The sequence below is a fragment of the Terriglobales bacterium genome (assembly GCA_035561515.1).
Taxonomy (GTDB): Bacteria; Acidobacteriota; Terriglobia; order Terriglobales; family Acidobacteriaceae; genus DATMXP01.
Genome location: DATMXP010000044.1, coordinates 1 through 18072, shown reverse-complemented (window position 1 = coordinate 18072; position 18072 = coordinate 1). Strand labels below are relative to the sequence as shown.

24 protein-coding genes are annotated in these 18072 nt (G+C 57.4%); 11 read left to right on the top strand and 13 right to left on the bottom strand.

All coding sequences use genetic code 11. The features are described from left to right. Nucleotides 1-149: 149 nt before the first annotated feature. The 6 genes from VN577_19570 to add all read right to left on the bottom strand — a co-directional run bounded on the left by VN577_19570 (nt 150) and on the right by add (nt 3885). Nucleotides 150-1346 (bottom strand): pyridoxal phosphate-dependent aminotransferase, encoded by a 1197-nt coding sequence (locus VN577_19570; protein HWR17037.1) that lies wholly within the window; start codon nt 1344-1346, stop codon nt 150-152. Nucleotides 1347-1368: 22 nt separating this feature from the next. Beyond that, entirely contained in the window at nt 1369-1857 is a 489-nt protein-coding gene (coaD, locus tag VN577_19565) for a pantetheine-phosphate adenylyltransferase (GenBank protein HWR17036.1), read from the bottom strand. A 79-nt stretch (nt 1858-1936) separates the two neighbouring features. Then, the gene (locus VN577_19560) at nt 1937-2122 is read right to left on the bottom strand and encodes a CPXCG motif-containing cysteine-rich protein (GenBank protein HWR17035.1); all 186 of its coding nucleotides are present in this window, start codon (nt 2120-2122) and stop codon (nt 1937-1939) included. Next, nucleotides 2119-2550 carry a TA system VapC family ribonuclease toxin gene (locus tag VN577_19555; GenBank protein HWR17034.1) on the bottom strand — a complete coding sequence of 144 codons (432 nt, stop codon included), beginning with the start codon at nt 2548-2550 and terminating at the stop codon, nt 2119-2121. The genes VN577_19560 and VN577_19555 overlap by 4 nt, the downstream gene beginning before the upstream one ends. After that, nucleotides 2547-2792, bottom strand: a complete 246-nt coding sequence (locus VN577_19550; protein ID HWR17033.1) for a hypothetical protein — start codon at nt 2790-2792, stop codon at nt 2547-2549. Before VN577_19550 ends, VN577_19555 begins: the two co-directional genes overlap by 4 nt. Before the next feature lie 34 nt (nt 2793-2826). Continuing rightward, entirely contained in the window at nt 2827-3885 is a 1059-nt protein-coding gene (add, locus tag VN577_19545) for an adenosine deaminase (protein ID HWR17032.1), read from the bottom strand. Nucleotides 3886-3930: 45 nt separating this feature from the next. Between add and VN577_19540 the strand changes: the two genes are divergently transcribed. Beyond that, the gene (locus tag VN577_19540) at nt 3931-4839 is read left to right on the top strand and encodes an MBL fold metallo-hydrolase (protein ID HWR17031.1); all 909 of its coding nucleotides are present in this window, start codon (nt 3931-3933) and stop codon (nt 4837-4839) included. A gap of 37 nt (nt 4840-4876) precedes the next feature. On the opposite strand, the gene VN577_19535 is transcribed toward VN577_19540, so the two are convergent. Then, nucleotides 4877-5527, bottom strand: a complete 651-nt coding sequence (locus tag VN577_19535) for a thiamine phosphate synthase (GenBank protein HWR17030.1) — start codon at nt 5525-5527, stop codon at nt 4877-4879. Between the two features lie 47 nt (nt 5528-5574). Here VN577_19535 and VN577_19530 point away from each other — a divergent pair, with 47 nt between their 5' ends. Then, the gene (locus tag VN577_19530) at nt 5575-6018 is read left to right on the top strand and encodes a hypothetical protein (GenBank protein HWR17029.1); all 444 of its coding nucleotides are present in this window, start codon (nt 5575-5577) and stop codon (nt 6016-6018) included. 9 nt (nt 6019-6027) lie between these two features. On the opposite strand, the gene VN577_19525 is transcribed toward VN577_19530, so the two are convergent. The 5 genes from VN577_19525 to VN577_19505 all read right to left on the bottom strand — a co-directional run bounded on the left by VN577_19525 (nt 6028) and on the right by VN577_19505 (nt 10205). Next, complete coding sequence (locus tag VN577_19525; GenBank protein HWR17028.1) at nt 6028-6852, bottom strand: hypothetical protein; 825 nt, start codon at nt 6850-6852, stop codon at nt 6028-6030. A gap of 44 nt (nt 6853-6896) precedes the next feature. Further along, nucleotides 6897-7673: a glucose 1-dehydrogenase gene (locus VN577_19520; protein HWR17027.1), complete on the bottom strand. Its 777-nt coding sequence runs from the start codon at nt 7671-7673 to the stop codon at nt 6897-6899. Nucleotides 7674-7676: 3 nt separating this feature from the next. Next, nucleotides 7677-8924 carry an ABC transporter permease gene (locus VN577_19515; protein ID HWR17026.1) on the bottom strand — a complete coding sequence of 416 codons (1248 nt, stop codon included), beginning with the start codon at nt 8922-8924 and terminating at the stop codon, nt 7677-7679. After that, nucleotides 8917-9822, bottom strand: a complete 906-nt coding sequence (locus VN577_19510; GenBank protein HWR17025.1) for an ATP-binding cassette domain-containing protein — start codon at nt 9820-9822, stop codon at nt 8917-8919. The genes VN577_19515 and VN577_19510 overlap by 8 nt, the downstream gene beginning before the upstream one ends. A 95-nt stretch (nt 9823-9917) precedes the next feature. Further along, nucleotides 9918-10205, bottom strand: a complete 288-nt coding sequence (locus VN577_19505) for an FmdB family zinc ribbon protein (GenBank protein ID HWR17024.1) — start codon at nt 10203-10205, stop codon at nt 9918-9920. 69 nt (nt 10206-10274) lie between these two features. Here VN577_19505 and VN577_19500 point away from each other — a divergent pair, with 69 nt between their 5' ends. Both VN577_19500 and VN577_19495 read left to right on the top strand, forming a co-directional pair. Next, nucleotides 10275-10502, top strand: a complete 228-nt coding sequence (locus tag VN577_19500; GenBank protein ID HWR17023.1) for a hypothetical protein — start codon at nt 10275-10277, stop codon at nt 10500-10502. Between the two features lie 9 nt (nt 10503-10511). Next, a complete protein-coding gene (locus tag VN577_19495) occupies nt 10512-11042 on the top strand; it encodes a phosphoglycerate mutase family protein (GenBank protein ID HWR17022.1) in 531 nt (176 codons plus the stop codon). A gap of 64 nt (nt 11043-11106) precedes the next feature. On the opposite strand, the gene VN577_19490 is transcribed toward VN577_19495, so the two are convergent. Next, nucleotides 11107-11646: a CarD family transcriptional regulator gene (locus tag VN577_19490; protein ID HWR17021.1), complete on the bottom strand. Its 540-nt coding sequence runs from the start codon at nt 11644-11646 to the stop codon at nt 11107-11109. A gap of 358 nt (nt 11647-12004) precedes the next feature. On the opposite strand from VN577_19490, the gene greA reads away from it, so the two are divergent. The 7 genes from greA to panC all read left to right on the top strand — a co-directional run bounded on the left by greA (nt 12005) and on the right by panC (nt 17944). Then, nucleotides 12005-12499, top strand: a complete 495-nt coding sequence (greA, locus tag VN577_19485; GenBank protein ID HWR17020.1) for a transcription elongation factor GreA — start codon at nt 12005-12007, stop codon at nt 12497-12499. Then, nucleotides 12499-13158 (top strand): CDP-alcohol phosphatidyltransferase family protein, encoded by a 660-nt coding sequence (locus VN577_19480; GenBank protein HWR17019.1) that lies wholly within the window; start codon nt 12499-12501, stop codon nt 13156-13158. Before greA ends, VN577_19480 begins: the two co-directional genes overlap by 1 nt. A gap of 117 nt (nt 13159-13275) precedes the next feature. After that, nucleotides 13276-14100 (top strand): lipoyl(octanoyl) transferase LipB, encoded by an 825-nt coding sequence (lipB, locus tag VN577_19475; protein HWR17018.1) that lies wholly within the window; start codon nt 13276-13278, stop codon nt 14098-14100. A 40-nt stretch (nt 14101-14140) separates the two neighbouring features. After that, nucleotides 14141-14722 carry a DedA family protein gene (locus VN577_19470; GenBank protein ID HWR17017.1) on the top strand — a complete coding sequence of 194 codons (582 nt, stop codon included), beginning with the start codon at nt 14141-14143 and terminating at the stop codon, nt 14720-14722. Between the two features lie 29 nt (nt 14723-14751). Further along, nucleotides 14752-16011 (top strand): thiamine pyrophosphate-dependent dehydrogenase E1 component subunit alpha, encoded by a 1260-nt coding sequence (locus tag VN577_19465; GenBank protein ID HWR17016.1) that lies wholly within the window; start codon nt 14752-14754, stop codon nt 16009-16011. 104 nt (nt 16012-16115) lie between these two features. Next, nucleotides 16116-17000, top strand: coding sequence for a 3-methyl-2-oxobutanoate hydroxymethyltransferase (panB, locus tag VN577_19460; GenBank protein ID HWR17015.1), 885 nt, complete (start codon nt 16116-16118; stop codon nt 16998-17000). A 107-nt stretch (nt 17001-17107) separates the two neighbouring features. Further along, nucleotides 17108-17944 carry a pantoate--beta-alanine ligase gene (panC, locus tag VN577_19455; protein HWR17014.1) on the top strand — a complete coding sequence of 279 codons (837 nt, stop codon included), beginning with the start codon at nt 17108-17110 and terminating at the stop codon, nt 17942-17944. Nucleotides 17945-18072 lie beyond the last annotated feature (128 nt).

The following is an 18072-nucleotide window of genomic DNA, read 5'->3' as shown; positions in this document are numbered from 1 at the left end:
GAGGTAACGGAGGGATGGACGAGCAGCTTCTTGCGAATGTCATCCATAGGGGGACTCGCCGGTGTTATGCAATAGCAAACCCGCCACTTACGTGGCGGGCTTATGGAAGCACGTCGCTGACGGGACCGCCGGAGCAGGCGCAACAAAGGCTATAGCGCCTCGAAGAACTTCTTCATCCTCTCGAGGCCGCGCTCGATTTCTTTCAACGACGTCGCGTACGACAGGCGAATGTGCTCGGTGGTGCCGAAGGCCTCGCCGGGAACGACGACCACGTGAGCTTCGTGCAGCAGTTTCTTCGCGGCATCCGACGCGGAGTTGATGCCGCCTTTACCGAAGAAGGCGGAGATGTTCGGATACGCGTAGAACGCACCAGTTGGCTTCACGCACTTCACACCCGGAATGTCATTCAATCCCTCAACGATGCGGTCACGCAGTTTCACGTAATCGGCCTTCATGTCCCCGATGCACTGCTGCGAACTGGTGAGCGCCGCGACGGCAGCTTTCTGCACGATGGAGGTCGGGTTCGACGTGCTCTGGCTTTGCAGCTTCTGCATGGCCGAGGTAATCGGCGCCGGCGAGAGTGCGTAACCCATGCGCCATCCCGTCATGGCATAGGTCTTCGACAGGGACCCAATCACCACCAGGTGATCTTTCACTCCGCTTATCGAAGCTGCTGAGAAGCGGTTGCCCGTGTAGTCGAGGTAGACGTAGCACTCGTCGGCGATGACGTAGATGCCGCGGCTATGAGCCAGACGGATGATGGCTTCGACGTCCTTGGGGTCGATGACAGCGCCGCTGGGATTGCTGGGCGTGTTCAGGATGATCGCCTTGGTGCGCGACGTGATCTTGCGCTCCACCATGTCGGCGGTAAGGGCGAATCCGCGGCTCTCGTCGGTCTGGACGAAGACCGGCACGCCGCCACCGTACTGGATGATGTCCTTGAAGGAGACCCAGTAGGGAACCGGGACGATGACTTCGTCGCCGTGATCGACCAGCACCTGGATGGCGTTGAAGAGGGCGTGCTTGCCGCCAGTGGAGGCGATGACTTCCTCGCGCTTGTAGTCGGAGCCGAAGTCGGCCGCGTGACGGTTCCGGATGGCATCCTTCAGTTCGATGGTGCCGCCCACGGCGGTGTACTTGCTGAAATTGTTCTGAATGGCCGCGATGGCCGCGTCCTTGATGTGCTGCGGCGTAGCGAAGTGAGGCTCACCGGCGCCGAAATCAACCAGGTCAGCGCCCGCGGAACGAAGCTTTTCCGCTTCGGCCACCACCGCCATAGTGGCGGAAACTTCAATGCGGTTGATCCGCTGGGTAAGGGTGGTCGGAGAAATGGTGCTCGTGGCCATGAAGGTACGTCCTCTCTACTGATTATTTACCGTTTACCTTGCTCAGCAGCCGTTCTTCGACGGCTTTCGGGACGAGACCTGTTACGGCGCCGCCCAGTCGCGCAATCTCCTTCACAAGCCGGGAACTAACGTAGGAATAACTCACCGCAGGCATCATGAATACCGTTTCCAGTTCCGGATTCAACTTCCGGTTCATGAGTGCCATCTGCAACTCGTATTCATAGTCGCTGATCGCGCGGATGCCACGCAGAATCGCCTTTGCCTTTACCTGCCGGGCGTAATCGACCAGCAGTCCATTGAACGTATCGATACGAACATTGCCATACTGCGCCGTGAACTCACGCAGCATTTCGAGTCTTTCGTCGAGAGTAAACAACGGATCTTTTTCAGGATTGTGCAGGATGGCCACAATCAACTGATCGAAAATCTGGCTCCCGCGCTGGATCAGGTCGAGATGCCCGTTGGTTACTGGGTCGAATGAACCCGGATAAATGGCGATGACGTCTTTCAAGTGGCTCCGCGTCAACGATCTTTTCAGTGATTTTATTAGGGCTTACACGGTGACGGCAATCTCAAGTATCCGATTTTAGCTATTCGTATTCCAGTTCGGAGGCGATCAGGAACTGCGCCAGGTCGGGATCCCACCAGATCTTCAGCACGTTGGGGCGGCAACAGACCTGGCAATCTTCAACGTAAGACTGCTTGCTGCCGGCGGATTCGTCCACGGAGGTCTCGTTCCATTCGCCGCATGAGGCGCACTGGAAGCCGGAGGTCATGAGGTGAGGGGATTGATGAACTTCAAGCCGGGAAAGCGAGCGAAACCCCGATCACAGGTGCACAAGGTCGCTCCATACTCGATGGCATAGGCGGCAATCTCTGCGTCCATCGTAGAGCGTCCGCTAACCTGCCCTTCGGTTAAGACTCGACTGAGAATGAGCCAATGGCGATCGGTCGCGACGGCAGCCATAACCTTAGGCTGCTCAAGCCACTCGCCAACTGTTTCAGTCGCTTCCGCCATGCTAAGTGGTTGATTGAAAGCTTGCGAGCTTGTGCTGATCCGCAAGAAGGCAGTAATGACGGGCCAAGGAAGCAAAACGGACTCTTCGCCTGAAAAAGTGGCTTCTACCCAGTTTCGTGCAGCGGTGTGTTGCGGCGAAACCAGATTGTAAGCGTACAGGAGGATGTTGGCGTCGCAGACGATCAACGGTGCCAGGGTCCTTCTAACTGTTCGAGAAGTTCACTCGTAGAGTCGTAATTCAGTCCGGGTCTTAACCCAAGCGGACGAGCGTTTACTTTGAAGGTCTTTTGCTTGGCTCCCTTGGACTGCAGAAGAAGCCCTACTCGGATAGCTTCGTTCACTGCTTCTTTGAACGAGATGCCCTTCTTCTGCATCTCCGCCTTGATGCTGGCGGCAACATCGTCATCCAAAGTGATGGTGGTTCGCATAGCATCATGATGCTATCAACGAAGCATCATGATGTCAAATTAATCGAAAAGCCGCTTTCATCGAGCTTTTTGTCAGGTTTTTGAGGGCTTCTGTTGACAGCCCGAACATCTCGGCGGCTAGTTCGTATTCCCGGTTCAGGGTGGTTTCGAACATCTCGGGGTCGTCGGTGTTGAGCGTCACCAGCATTCCGCGGTCGATGTAGGTGGGCAGCGGGTGCTCTTGCAGTGATGCGCAGCATCCGGTGCGCACGTTGGAGGAGAGACAGATCTCGACCGGAATTTGGTGTTCGGCGAGGTAGTCCATGAGCTTGGGATCCTGAATTGCCGTCAGACCGTGGCCGATCCGCTCGGCTTTCAGGTCGCGCAGGGCGCTCCAGATCGACTCGGGTCCGGCGCTTTCCCCGGCATGGCAGGTCAAACGCAGGCCGTGATCGGCGGCTTTGGCATAGAGGTCGCGGAACCACACGGCTGGACCGCGATTCTCGTCTCCACCGATGCCGATCCCGATGACGTGCCGGTCGCGCAACCGGGCAGCTTGGTCGAAGACTTTTGCCGCTGCCTCAGCGCCGAAGTGCCGGACGGCGTCGAAGATCCAGTAGAGCTTGACGCCGAAGTCGCGTTCGCCACGCTCGCGTCCGCGATCGAGTCCTTCAAAAATGTGCTCGAATGACTGACCGCGCCAGTGGATCACGCCGACGGAGACGTACACCTCGGCATGTACGACGTTCTGGGACTTGAGCTTCTGCATGAGCCGATACGTGATCAGCTCGTAATCTTCGGGCGTGCGGAGCCGCTCGGTTACGGCCTTGAACGCCATGAGAAAGCCGTTGAAGTCTTGGTAGCGATAGAGCTGCCGGACGTCGTCTTCGCTGAGCTCTTTGCCGCTATCGGGATTGTGGCCATAGTTGTTTTCCGTCGCGGGCAGGGGCGTGTTGTGGCGGCGGCTAAGCTCGGAGAGGGTTGCTGGATCGACGGAGCCTTCCAGGTGCAGGTGCAGCTCCGCTTTCGGAAGGGCTGCTATGAATTCCGAGATGCTTTGTTCCTTCACTGGGACGAGCTTACCAAATGCTGATGCGTGCAGGTCGACACCCATCCATCCACTCTGGTACAACTTCCGAAACTCGTGGGAGTGAATTGAATGCGTAAGCTACTTTTGCCGTTGGCTTTCATGGCGTCACTGAGCGTGGCAATGGCTCAGGACGATTTTTCCAAGGTGGAGATCAAAGTCCATCCGGTTGCCGGATCGATATACATGCTCGAAGGCGAAGGGGGCAACATTGGCGTCTCTGTCGGTGACGACGGCATTGTGATCGTGGACGATCAATTTGCGCCGCTGGCACCGAAAATCAAGGCGGCACTGAAAGGGATCAGCGACAAGCCGGTACGGTTCGTGTTGAACACGCATTGGCACGGAGACCACGTGGGCGGCAATGCGGAGTTTGGCAGCGCTGGTTCCACGATCATCGCGCATGAGAACGTGCGGGAGCGAATGGCGGCGGGCTACAAGACGCCGGAGCGAGAAAAGAAGCCAGCGCCCAAGGAAGCGCTTCCGATCATCACCTTTAACGATCGGGCCACCGTGCACTTGAATGGCGAAGACATCAAGGCGATCCATTTCGCGCAGGGACACACGGACGGGGATGCGATCATCTACTTCACTAAATCGAATGTCATCCACATGGGAGACGATTTCGTGACGTATGGGTTTCCGTTCGTCGATATGCAGAGTGGCGGCACCGTGACTGGACTGCTGGACGCAGTCGAAAAGGTGATGAAGACAGCGCCTGCGGGAGCGAAGATCATCCCGGGTCACGGACCGATTTCGACAGTCGCCGACATGAAGCCGTTCGTCGATATGATCCGCGAAACCCGGGCCAAGGTGGAAGCTGGAGTGAAGGCGGGAAAATCGCTCGAACAGCTCCAAAAGGACAAGGTGCTGGCCGGTTATGAAAAGTGGAGCGGGGATTTCATCAACAGCGACAAGTGGATTGAAACCCTGTATCACGACCTGACCGACAAGAAGGGCGAGTACGTTAAACACAATTAAAGACCGGGGGCGATGGTCATTCGGACTGCCGCCCCCTCTACTTCAACCTGCCGACGATCTCGCTGATTTTTCTTTCCTGAAACATTCGAATGGCTGCTACTCCTGCGGCGCCTACTCGGGCACAATCGGCGGCACTTGCAAGCGTTACGCCTCCCAGCGCGATGACCGGCATGCGGAGAGACTGTCCGGCCTCAACTTTCGGATCGGGCGGGTTGCCGCGGTTCACGACCTGCGTAAGGGCTGCCAAACCAAGCGGAGGCTCGGTGCTACCTAATTTCCCGAACACCGGTCCGAAGACGACGAAATCGGCTCCGTGGCCTTCGGCGCTGAGCACGTCATGGAGTGAGTGGCAGGAGACGCCGATTACGCAATCGGTTCGGCCAGAGGACTCTGCCCAGATCGCGCGAGCTTCGCTGGCGGCCATGTCGTTGGATCGCAGGTGGACACCGTCTGCTCCGACGGCGAGCGCGACATCGACGCGTGAGTTGATCAGCAGCTTCGTTTGCGAACCACTGCGGCGAACGGCGGCGACGGCTTCGGCGGAGAGCATTTCGAGCTGACGGGTTGGGAGATCCCGCTCGCGCAGTTGGATGTAGTCGACGCCGGCGGCGGCAGCTTCCGCAATCTTTTCCAGCAGTAGCTCATGCGAGCCGAGCTGTCTGGAATCGGTGATGTAATACAGGATCAACGAAATCAGTGTAGCGCGTGGGCGCGTAGATACGCATCGAATGGAGGGTGCCGACTCTAGCGGACCAGATCATCGCGCTTTTTGTCATCGCGATCCCTATCGCGTGCGTTGCCTGGACTGTGACGCACGAGGAGGTTTTCCGCGAGCCTCGGGAGTACTGCCAGCGAAGAAGCCACGACTGCCCGCGATTGATCCAGCGGAAGTTCTTCTATCTGTTCACGTGTGAGTATTGCTTCAGTCACTACGTGACGGCGCTGTTCCTCTTCATTACCCGCTACAAGCTTCTCTATGACGATTGGCGGGGCTACCTGATGGCCCTGTTCGCGCTGGTGTGGGTGGCGAACATTTACATGACCGTCTACGCACATTTCAAAGTGGAAGTGAAGGTGGACCGGTTCGAGGCGAAGAAGATCGAGCACGAAGTGAAGAAGCAGGAAGGGAAGCTGAAGCCGGCTGACGAGGCACCCCGGATCGAGCGCCCCGCCGCCTGAATTTGCAGCTTACTTGCGGGGGCCGCTTCGCTTATACGGGTCATAGGTGACGGTGGCCTGGAACAGCGAATCCGAAAGTCCGGTGTTGTACTGGACGTTGGTGATGAATCGCTGGTTCACAATCTCGCCGTTCTTTGTGCGAAGCAACGTATGCGGTGTGAGGACGCCCTGGACATCGCGATAGTTGTCGTAGACTTCGCCTTCTTCGTTCTTTAGACGGTCCGACGGGTCGCGCCACTGAAATGTCTTCTTCACCGGAAGATGAGTCGTGGAATCCACAAATATGGTGACGGAGTCGTTATTGGCACTGAGCAGGGTGATGGAATCGCAGGGCTTCTGTTCGGCAACGGCGGGACCATCCCAGAACAGGGCAGTCTTCGGATCCGGCAGCCAGACTCTTAATACGTTCTCAAGCGAATGATTGCGGCGGCGCAGAAAATCACGCAGCGCTTGAGGCTCTTCGGCCGCGGTGCCCTTGTAGGTGACTTCGTATCCCTTGTCGCCGACGTGGATGAAAGCAACGTCGCGCTTCTTGGTAAACTCCACGCGCTCTTTGTCGGGAAACATCCAAAACCGCCAGAACGGGGCGCCGACGCTGTTGGGCCGGCCCTGATAGTAGGCGTAGGTGCGGCCTTCCTGGGTCATGTCGCGAATGCCAAGATACGCCTTGCCCCCGAGTTTCTCGATCATCTGCTGAAGGAGGGTGCGGGCCTTCCTGGCGTTGTCGCTTTCGTTGACGAGCGTCGCCGTTGGAGTGCTATTCGTGGAAGGGGTTGCCGTCTGCGCTGAGGCAACGGCGGTACCAAGCAAAAAGAGAGCAATCAGTTTCCGCATGCGTGTCTTCTGATTAGACGCAGCAACGTTCCGGGTCGCTGCTTTTAACCCACTAGTACGGCCCCGCCATTCACGTTGAAGATCTCGCCGGTAATGAATCCCGCGTGCTCGGTGCATAGAAACAGGACGGGCGCGGCGATCTCTTCAGGTTTCCCGATACGGCCAACCGGTATCAGTCGCAGCGACTTCTCGAACTTTTCTTTCTGCGCCACAGCGGGAGCTGCCATCTCGGTATTCACCCATCCAGGGGCCACACAGTTCACGTAGATACCGTCTTTTGCCAACTCAGTCGAAAGCCCCTTCACCATGCTGATGACGGCGCCTTTGGTGGCGGCATAGTCCACGTGAAAGGCTTCGCCACGTTGCCCTGCGGTAGAGCTGATAATGACCAAGTGCCCGCCGGATTTCTGCTTCTTCATCTGCGCAACGACGCTCTTCACCAGTCCGAACGTGCTGTCGAGATTGATGCTGATCGTACGATGCCAGTGCTCGTACGACATTTCATCAACCGGAATGTCATCGGCCGGCCAGATGCCGTGATTCAGCACCGCTGCATCCAGACGCCCGAAGCGTTCCACGACCGCCGTCACCATCTTCTCGGCGGACTCGGCTGAGCTCAAGTCCATCTGCACCGCGTGGCAGCGGTCGCTCCCTAGTTCAAACACGAGTTTTTCGGCGCGGTCGCGCGCCTTCTGATAATTGAAGACGACTTTCGCGCCGGCCTTTACGAACATACGCACGGTGGCGGCGCCAATGCCGCGCGATCCACCGGTGACCAGCGCCACACGGCCGTCGAGTGAAAGCTTCACGCCATCAGACATGGATCAAGCGTACCTTATCCACTTCACAATTTCAGGCAAGGTTGGGCGCTTTCCGTACATCAGGATCCCGACCCGGTAGATGCGCGACGACAGCGCCAGGATGAGGTACATCGTCACGAAGAGTATCCCGATCGAGAGCGCAATCTGCCAGGCGGGCGGCGTGTGCATAGCGATACGGATCGTCATCAGGATGGGCGAGAAGAATGGCACCATCGACAGCCAAACCGAAGTCGGCGCATCGGGCTGCCGGATGATCATCGTCATGAGGATGACGGGGATGATCAGTGGCATGGTTACGAAGAACTGCCACTGTTGCGCTTCCTGGTCTGAGTTCACCGCGGCGCCGAGGGCTGCGTACAAGCCGCTGTACAGCAGGAAGCCCAGCACAAAGTAGACCGGCAGCCAAATGAGCATGCTCGAAGAAGAGGTGACCATTTCGCGCAACTCTTGCGACGCCGCCATTGCCGGCGTATTCAGGCCGAGTGCGAGGACGACCCAGATCGCAAGCTGGCTCAATCCGACTGCGCCGACGCCCAGAATCTTACCGGCCATCAATTCCTTCGCATTGACGGACGCCAGCATCACTTCCATCACACGTGAGGTCTTTTCTTCCAGTACAGAACGCATCACCGCCATCCCGTGAAAGATGAGCATGAAGTAAAGCATCATGGCGATGGCGAAGCCCGCGAAGAACTTGGTGTCGCCCGGGCCACGACTTTCCTTGCCGCCCTTCAGTTCCACGGTCTCCATCTGCACCGGCTTCATCATCCGTTCGATCTCGTCAGCGGACACGCCGCGTTGCATGAGCCTTGCCCGTGTGACGCCGGCGTTGACGGCAGACCGCAGTTCATTCACCGCAACGAAGTCGCTGGTCGAACTTGCCACGTACTCGACTTTGCCGGCGTTGATCGCCTCGTCCGTCAGCCAAAGATAACCGTCGAGCGTGCCCGCGGTGATCTGTTGCTTCAAGGTGTCACGTTCGGATGGATTCTCCGTAACCTTGGTCTCGATGACGTACCTGGTTTCCGACTTTGGCTCCTGCAACCGACTGGCAATCATCTGCGCCACCGTGGCATTCGAGGTGACGATCGCGATGTGCTTAGTCCCGCCGCTTTTTCGCATGGCGAGTTGCGAGGGCAACACGGTGACGCCGTAAATGAATGCCGGGATTAACACCGTGCTGATGATGAATGCGCGCGTCCGCACCCGCTCCAGGTACTCGCGACGAATCACAAGCCAGACGTTACGCATTCTGTCTTCCCACGGTGTCGATGAAGATTTCTTCCAGCGAGGGTTCCATCAACTCAAACTTGTTCAGACGCGACCGCGAAGCCGCTATCTTCAGCAGCTCCTGCGCGTCGGCCCCGGGCGCCAGACGTATCTCCACGTACTTGCCGTAATTGTTGTATGACTGGACGAGCGTGGAATGCTGCAAGAAGTCGCCATCGCCTTCGTATTCCATCTGGACATGATTGCGTCCAAAGCGCGCCTTCACCTCGCGCAATTGACCTTCCAGCACGGCCTTGCCTTGGTTCACCAGGCAGATGGCGTCGCAGAGGCGCTCGACGGTATCCATGCGGTGCGTCGAGAACAGGATGGTCTTGCCAGCCTTCTTCTGTTCAAGTAGCACGTCCTTCAACACGACGGTATTGGCGGGATCGAGTCCTGAGAAGGGCTCATCGAGGATCAGGAACTCCGGATCGTGCAGGATCGAGGCGATGAACTGGACCTTCTGTTGCATGCCCTTGGACAGTTCCTCGATCTTCTTCTCCATCCAGTCGCCCAGTTCAAGGCGATCGCACCACTGCTTTGTGCGCCGGTTTGCCTCCGCCGCGGAAACACCTTTCAACTCGGCGAGGAACACCAACTGCTCGCGCAACTTCATCTTCTTGTAGAGGCCGCGTTCTTCCGGCAGATAGCCGATGCGGTTGAGGTGTGCGCGCCGGAAGCGTTCTCCGAATACCAGCACTTCGCCGGAGTCGGGCATGGTGATGCCGATCATCATGCGGATCGTGCTTGTCTTGCCGGCACCATTAGGCCCGAGCAGGCCGAAGACGCTGCCTTGCTCAATGGCCAGCGACAAGTCGTCGACAGCGACGAACTTGTCATAGCGCTTGGTGACGTTTCTAAGTTCCAGTGTGTTGGCCATGGAATCGCCAAATGAACGTAGCAAAGAAGAGAGTTATTTGTAAGTGAAGAAGCAGGGTAACTGTGAATATAACCCGTCAGCGATATCGCGCGTTGCTACTTCTTGTCGGTGCTGGAGGACGACTCCGAGCTTTTCGATTCCGACTTCGACTCGGACTTGCTCTCCGACGCCGACACGTCACTTCCGCTCTTGCCGCCGCCGGACTTCTTTGCGTAGTCGGTCACATACCAGCCCGCTCCCTTGAACTGAACGGCGGGGGCAGAAATTACCTGCTCGACTTCCGCACCGCACTTCGGGCATTCCGAGACGTGCGGATCGGAAAACTTCTGGATCTTCTCAAAAACGTGGTTGCACTTCACGCAACGGTATTCGTATAGAGGCACTTTGGTGGAACTCCGGTGAAAGAAAGCTGCTTTTGATTCTAGGGTGCAGGGCGGAGAGCGTCAATTTTGGTGCAAATTGATATCATTCCGGCCATGTCCCTTGCATGGCTGGTCGAATGCAAAACCTGTCTTCAGCGCTTCGCCGTAAAAAAGCGCGAACTTGTTGCCGGCAAAGCCACCGACACGATTGAGCCCAACCTCCCCGTCGGCGAGTTCGAGTGTCCACACTGCCACGAAGTGCATCGATATACAACGAGCGACTACATCCCGGGGGAAGGTCGCATCCATTCCCATTGAGGTGTTGCGATGAAAGTATTGGCCAACCTGCTGCTCGTATTGGTTTGTGTTTCAGCAGTCGCGCAGGAGGGCGGCAAGATCTTCGTCGTCCGCCATGCCGAAAAGCAGTCTGAAGCAGCCGACAGCCTGCTCAGCGACAAGGGTCGCGCTCGTGCGCAGTGTCTTGCTCAAACGCTTGCAGACGCTCATATTAAAACGGCCATCGTGACGCAATACGTCCGGACGAAAGAGACGGCAGCACCGCTGGTCAGTGTGGGCAATGCCAAAGATGTAGTCGTTCAGGCGAAGGCCACGGATGAAGTTGCAGCGAAGGCGAAGGACGCGGCCCAGATCGGGAACGTCCTCATCGTGGGACACAGCAACACGCTGCCCCAGATACTCGCGTCATTGGGCGTTCCGGGCATCAAGATTCCTGACACCGCTTATGACCAGTTGTTCGTCGTGCCGGTAAAGGACCCGAAGAATTTCATCATCATTCACTATTGCCCGAGCCTTCCGTCAGACGCGACACCGCACTCGCCCAACTCCATGGCGAAATAGACCCCAAAAAGCGAACACCCCACCTGTAGGGGCGGGGTATGTTTAACTTTCGAGAAATCTCGCTTTACGCTTCGGCGGCCGATACTTCAGGGAACCGCAGCTTCGATTTCGCCAGGGTTCTCGTCAGCAACATTTCGATCTGGCCTTCATCGCAGTTCTTCGACATCGCCAGTTCGCTGACCAGAAGGTAACGTGCGCGTTCGAGCATCTTCTTTTCGCGGAACGAGAGCGGCTTCGATTGCGCCAAGAGCAACAGGCCCTTGAGCACAACCGCCACTTCCATCAGCGATCCCGTGCGCATCTTGTCGGAATTCTCTTTGAAGCGATATTTCCAGTCGGTGTTGTTGCAGCATTCGCCATCGGTCAGGAAGTCGAGGATCTTCTGCACTTCGCCGTTCTTCACCACGCGGCGCAAGCCGACGCTTCCGATGCTGTTGAACGGAACCATTACCTTGAGACTGCTGGCCTTGATCTTCAAAAGGTAGTAGCGCTCGACGGTGGCGCCTAAGGTCCGGCTGCTGATTTGTTCGATTACGCCGACGCCATGATTGGGATAAACAACTTTGTCGCCTACTTGCAGATTCGAAAGGTTCGAATTCATCATGAAGGGCACCCGCTGTTGCAGGCTCTGTACTGGGGGAGCACAAAGTAATGCTACTAGCATGTAACTCTTATGTCAATGATGTGAATCACATCGATAGCGCGAAAAGCCGCCAAAATTGCGCTTTTTCAGCAATCTTGTGCACGTCAGGCAACGGCCCGGCAACTCTGTACATCGTGCAGTGAGATGTAACCAGTTGTAAAACCAAGCTTTATCGGCACCATGGGGGACAGATGGGGCTTGGGCAGTGCTGGGGGTTTATAATGCTCCCCGGTAGTGGATACCTGCTGATTGCGGTCCCCCAGCTCACTGCTTCCGTCCTATAACGGCAGTGGGTTTTGTTTTTGAGAGTTTCGAATCAATGCCAGAGCATATTAAGAGAAAACTGGAAGAAGAAATCCGCACGCTCGAACACGAGCTGAACCATGAATTGCCGAAGGAATTGAAGAAGGCAGTCGCCATGGGCGACCTGAGCGAAAACGCCGAATACCATATGGCCAAACAGCGCCAGGAGTTCGTGCGTGCCCGCCTGGGCCAACTGAAGAAACGCATGGCCGAACTCTCGCTCGTGAACATGAGCAACATTCCTCGCGACAAGGCCGCGCTCGGTTCTACTATTCTGGTGTACGACTCGACGAAGGACGACGAGATCGAGTACAAGCTTGTTACCAGTGAGGAATCCGACGTCAGCAAGGGCCTGATTTCCACTACTTCGCCGATCGGCAAAGCGCTGATGGGCAAGAAGGTTGGCGACACCACGACGGTTGTGACCCCGAACGGGAACCGCGAACTCGAGATCCTGAAACTCACCACTATTCACGACGAAGCCGAAGCGGAGGCGGGAGCGGAAGCCTGATGACCTGGACAAGCGCATTTGGTCGGGCGTGCAAGGTCCTGTTACACGCCATTGTGCACGGACTTGCTCTTACCAAAATTTCACCGAATGTGCTTACGTTCATCGGCCTGATTATCAACATCGGCGCCGCAGTGCTGTTCGGATACGGCACTGCGGAGAACCAGGAACGCATGTTCCTGTACGCCGGCTTAGTCATCATTGGTGCCGGAATTTTTGACATGGTCGATGGGCGCGTCGCTCGAGCCACGGGACAGGTGACGCAGTTCGGCGGCTTCTTCGATTCGGTGATCGACCGCTACAGCGACGTCGCGTTGTACTTCGGCCTACTCGTCTATTACGCCCGCGCAAACCGGTTCTTCTACGTGGTACTGACCGCTCTGGTGATGGTGACCTCGCTGATGGTCAGCTACACACGCGCGCGGTCGGAGAACATGATCAAGCAGTGCAAGGTCGGCTTCATGGAGCGGCCGGAGCGCATTGTGCTGGTGATTATTGGCGCGCTGTTCAACCGCATGGCAGCCATTCTGTGGGTGATCGCCATCATCGGAAACATCACCGTCATACACCGCATTTACTACACCTACCTCGAGACCAAAGAACGCGATCTGGAAGCCCAGCGCACGCAGGCACCGCAGCCAATCGAACTGGCAAGACCCTAAATCGGGGACGGGTGATCTGTAATCAGGCGATCAAACCCTGAGTGAGTCCGAAGCCGTCGTGGTTTCATCCAACCCAGTAGCTTTGGTTTTTTTATTTGCCCGTTTACCATTTACCCGTTGCTGATCTCCGTCGTCCAACTCGGCAAAGTTTCGTATGCGACTGGCCTGAAGATTCAGGCTGAGCTGATCGCAGCACGGAAAGAGAATCGCATTCCTGACGCGCTTCTCCTGCTCGAGCACACGCCGGTCATTACGCTGGGTCGCAACGCGAAGAAGGAGAACATCCTGCTCTCGCGGGAATTGCTCGACGCGAAGGGTGTGGATCTGTTCGAAACCGACCGTGGCGGTGATGTGACGTTCCATGGTCCCGGCCAGTTGGTGGGTTATCCGATCTTCGACTTGCACGGATTTCCAAACACAGGGACGTCATCGCTCAAGTACTTGGGGGCCGTCGACTACGTCCGCAAGATAGAGGAAGTGCTGATTCGGACGTGCCTGGAATACGGTATTCCTACAAAGCGAGTAAAGGGACTAACCGGCGTCTGGACCGACTGGAACCACACGGGAGATATGCAATCGCCCGATAAACCGATGGCTCAATCGCCCGATTCCAAGATCGCGGCCATCGGAGTCCACATCTCACGTTCGGTCACGTCGCACGGTTTCGCGCTGAACGTGAACACCGACCTCGATTACTTCAAGCTGATCGTGCCGTGCGGGATCTCTGACAAGCCAGTGACATCGCTACAGCGGGAACTCGACCGGGTGCTCGACCTGGACGAGGTTGCCCAGCGGGTCTCGAGAAATTTCGGCCGGGTGTTCGACCGTCAGATGCTGCCGGTCAACACTGTTGACGAGCTTCTCGGACGTGCCCTGGATACGCCCGCGAACGCCCCGGCTGAGTTGCGCGCCATCCACGGAGACGAGAGCACCTTCGCCTGATTTTCAAACCCCTCGTGACGCGTGGGGGTCTAACCCTTCAGTGGATACCGTTGAAACTCTGCTTCGCAGCTACGGGCTGCTCGGGCTGTTCTTTGCCTGCGCCGTCGAGGGAGACGTTAGTCTGCTGGTGGCAGGGCTGCTCGTGCATCTGGGCCTGTTCGGTGGAGCAGAAACATTTCTGATCGCCGTTGCCGGCCTGATCACGCCGGACCTTCTCATGTACTGGCTCGGACGGCGCACCTCGCGCAATAACTGGGCGAGCCAGAAGGCACCGAACGTTCTTAACCGTGCTGGACGAATGCTCGACCGCTTTGGCGCGCTCTCCTTGCCCGTAGTGCGGTTGTTCTATGGAATCCGAAACGCGACTTGTTTCCTCTGTGGACATCGCAAGTGGCGCTTCCTGCGTTTCCTTGCCGGGGACCTGCTGAGCGCTGGCATCTGGGCGGCGCTGCTCATTGGTGTCGGATTCCTGTTCGCCAGCTCGATCGATTCGGCGTTTGGTCACGTGCGGCGGGTGGAGCAGTGGCTCTTTGTCGGAGCAATCACGGCTCTGATTGTGTACTTCACCTGGCGAGACGTGCGTCGCGCGCTGTTGAACCGAAGGGCGTTGTGGTACATGTAGGCGACAGTTGTTCTAGAATCATCCAGCCCATGCCGCCGAAGAAGACGACGCAAGTTCCCAAGCCATCGAGAAAGCCGAAAAGCGAACGTAGCTACAAGATCGAAGATCGCCGTCTCGAGTGCTTCGACTGCACCATCGAGCAGGTGCACGAAGGCGACCAGGTGCGATATGTCGTGCACGGCGACCTCTCCGCGTCCGCGCCGCCGATCTGCGATTCGAAATACCTGAAGAAAGAGCAGTGCATCGAGATCTATCGCTGGATGCTGCTCAACCGTCGCATGGAAGCCGCGCTCGAGAACCTCTACAAGCAGGGCAAGGTCGTCGGTGGCGTGTACTTCGGACTTGGCCAGGAAGCCTGCTCGTGCGCGTCGGCGTATGCGCTGAAGAAGGACGAGTGGCTGGGCCCTATGATCCGCAACCAGGGCGCGCTGCTCGTGAAAGGCTTCTCGCCGGCGGACATCATGATGCAGTACATGGCGAAGGCCGGATCGCCCACCAAAGGCCGCGACGCCAGCTCTCACTTCGGCGACATCAAAGAACGCAATGTCGTCGCGCCAATATCCACGCTGGGCGATCTCATTCCGGTGCTCAGCGGTGTTGCGCTTGGCGCGCGCATGCAGGGCCGCGAACTGGCGGTACTAACCTATATCGGCGACGGAGGCCAATCGACCGGCGTGACATACGAGGGTCTGAACTTTGCCGCCGTGCAGAAGCTCGGGCTGGTGCTGATCGTCGAGAACAACATCTGGGCGTATTCCACTCCGGCTGACCAGCAGTTCCTGGTCAAAGACCTTGCCGAGCGGGCGATTGCGTACGGTATTCCGGGCATCATTGTTGATGGCACCGATGCCTGCCAGGTGTACGACGCCACCCACGAAGCCTGCGAGCGTGCCCGTAGCGGCGAAGGTCCAACGCTGATCGAAGCCAAGATGATGCGCATGAAAGGCCACGCCATTCACGACGCGGCGCAGTACGTCCCACGCGAACTGTTCGAATACTGGCAGCGTCGCGACCCGATCGCGCGCTTCGAGAATTACCTCGTAAATGAGAAGAAGTGGCTGACGAAGAAAGACAACGAAAAGCTCATCGCCGACGTGGAAGCGCAACTCGAACGAGACCGCGACAATGCCGTGAATTCCCCAATGCCGACTCCGGAGTCAGCAGCAGGCGGCGTGTACTGCGATGCGTCGTGTCACGACATCAAGCCAAAGTACGCGATTCCGAAGTTCGAGAAGAAGAAGTCAGCAGGAAGGCCGAAGACCTCGGAAGCGGCGGTGCATCTGAAGTAGGGCGAGAGTTGCCCTTTTTGGCGTTTGGAGCCTAAAATACCTCCGCCTGCATCCAATCAGGCGTACAGGCGGTATCCGCTTGCGGAACTGCACTGGAGGCAACAGTGAGCATTACCTCAATTGGCGACCGTCAAAAGGTCACCATCGCAACACTCTCCGAGAAGAAATCCAAGCATCAGCCGATTACCTGCCTGACTGCCTACGACTACGCCACTGCGCGGCTGGTGGACGAAGCCGGAATTGACATGATCCTCGTCGGCGACTCGCTGGCGCAGGTGGTGCTCGGCTACGACAACACGCTGCCCGTGACCATGGAAGAGATGCTGCATCACACGCGTGCGGTGCGTCGGGCGGTGAAGCGGGCCTTCCTGATCGCCGACATGCCTTATGCGTCGTACCACGTGACCGCGGAAGAAGCGGTGCGGAATGCGACGCAGTTCGTGAAGTATGGCGGCGCGGAAGCGGTGAAGCTCGAAGGCGGCGAGAAGCGCATCGAGATCGTGAGTCGCCTGGTTGATGCCGAGATTCCCGTGATGGGTCACATCGGACTTACGCCGCAATCGGTGAACGCGATGGGCGGATACAAAGTCCAGGGCAAGACGCTGAAGGCGATCGAGCAACTGATGCGCGATGCCGTGGCGCTCGACAACGCCGGTGTCTGCTCGATGGTGCTGGAAGGCATTCCGCGCGAGGTTGCGGCAATGATTACCGCGGAAGTGAGTGTGCCGACGATCGGGATTGGCGCTGGTCCGGAATGCGACGGACAGGTGCTGGTGATCCACGACATGCTCGGGCTGACGTTCCAGCAACCGGCGAAGTTCGTCCGCCGTTATGCAGATGCGGCTGCGGTGATTAACGAAGCCATCGAGGGCTTCAAGCGCGACGTGACGGAAGGCAACTATCCTTCGGACGCTGAGTCTTACCATCTGCCGAAAGAGACGATGGCAGCGCTGGAAGATGTGATGGCGCGCAAAAGAGCAATCAGGTGATGCAGTTCTTGGTAATTAGTTATTAGTATTTGGTCGTGGAGTGTGCAGGCTTATCATCTTCACGACCAAATACCAACTACTAACAACTAATTACTAACGACTTCTTTATGCAAATCATTTCCGATCCAATCCAGATGCAGCGTGTTTCCCGCGAATTGCGGAGGAGCAAGCGCATTGGATTTGTGCCGACGATGGGCGCGCTTCATGCGGGGCATCTGTCACTGATGAAGATGGCCCGCTCGCAATCGGATGCGGTTGTCGCCTCGATTTTTGTAAACCCGCTCCAGTTCGGACCCACTGAAGATTTTTCAAAGTATCCGCGGACGTTTGAGCGCGACTGCCAGTTGCTGGAGGCGGAGCGGGTGGATTTTGTTTTTGCGCCGTCGAAGGAAGCGATGTACCCGGCCGGGGCTGTGACTGCCGTTGAAGTGGCGGGGCTGAGCGAGCGACTGGATGGGCGTTCGCGGCCGGGGCACTTTAAGGGCGTTACGACGGTGGTAGCGAAGCTGTTCGGGATCGTGCAGCCGGACCGGGCATTCTTCGGTCAGAAGGATGCCGCGCAGGTGGCGATCATCCGGCGGATGGTGAGGGACCTGAACTTCGATGTGGAGATCGTTGTTTGCCCAATCGTCCGGGAGTCGGATGGGTTGGCGATGAGTTCGCGGAACGTATATCTCGATCCGCAGCAGCGTCGCGAGGCGCTGGTGCTTTCGCGGGCGCTGAATCGCATCCAGTTCCTCTGCGACAAGGGCGAGAAGAATGCGGCGTCGTTGATCACGGCCGGCAAAGAAGTTGTGGCCGAAGAACCTGGGGCAAAGCTCGATTACCTGGAGATCGTGAATCCGGATTCGCTGGAGCCGGTGGCCGACGTCAGCAAGGGCGCGCTGGTTGCGATTGCCGCGTGGGTCGGGTCGACGCGGCTGATCGATAACGTGGTGCTGTGACGTTTTTCGTGCCTATCGGGTACGTTATAAATACAAGATGTTGTACTTGCAGGAACTTCTTCCGGAGTACCCCTCCCCCACCCCCCCCACCTAAGAAAACAAAGCACTTGCACGACGGACTATGAAAA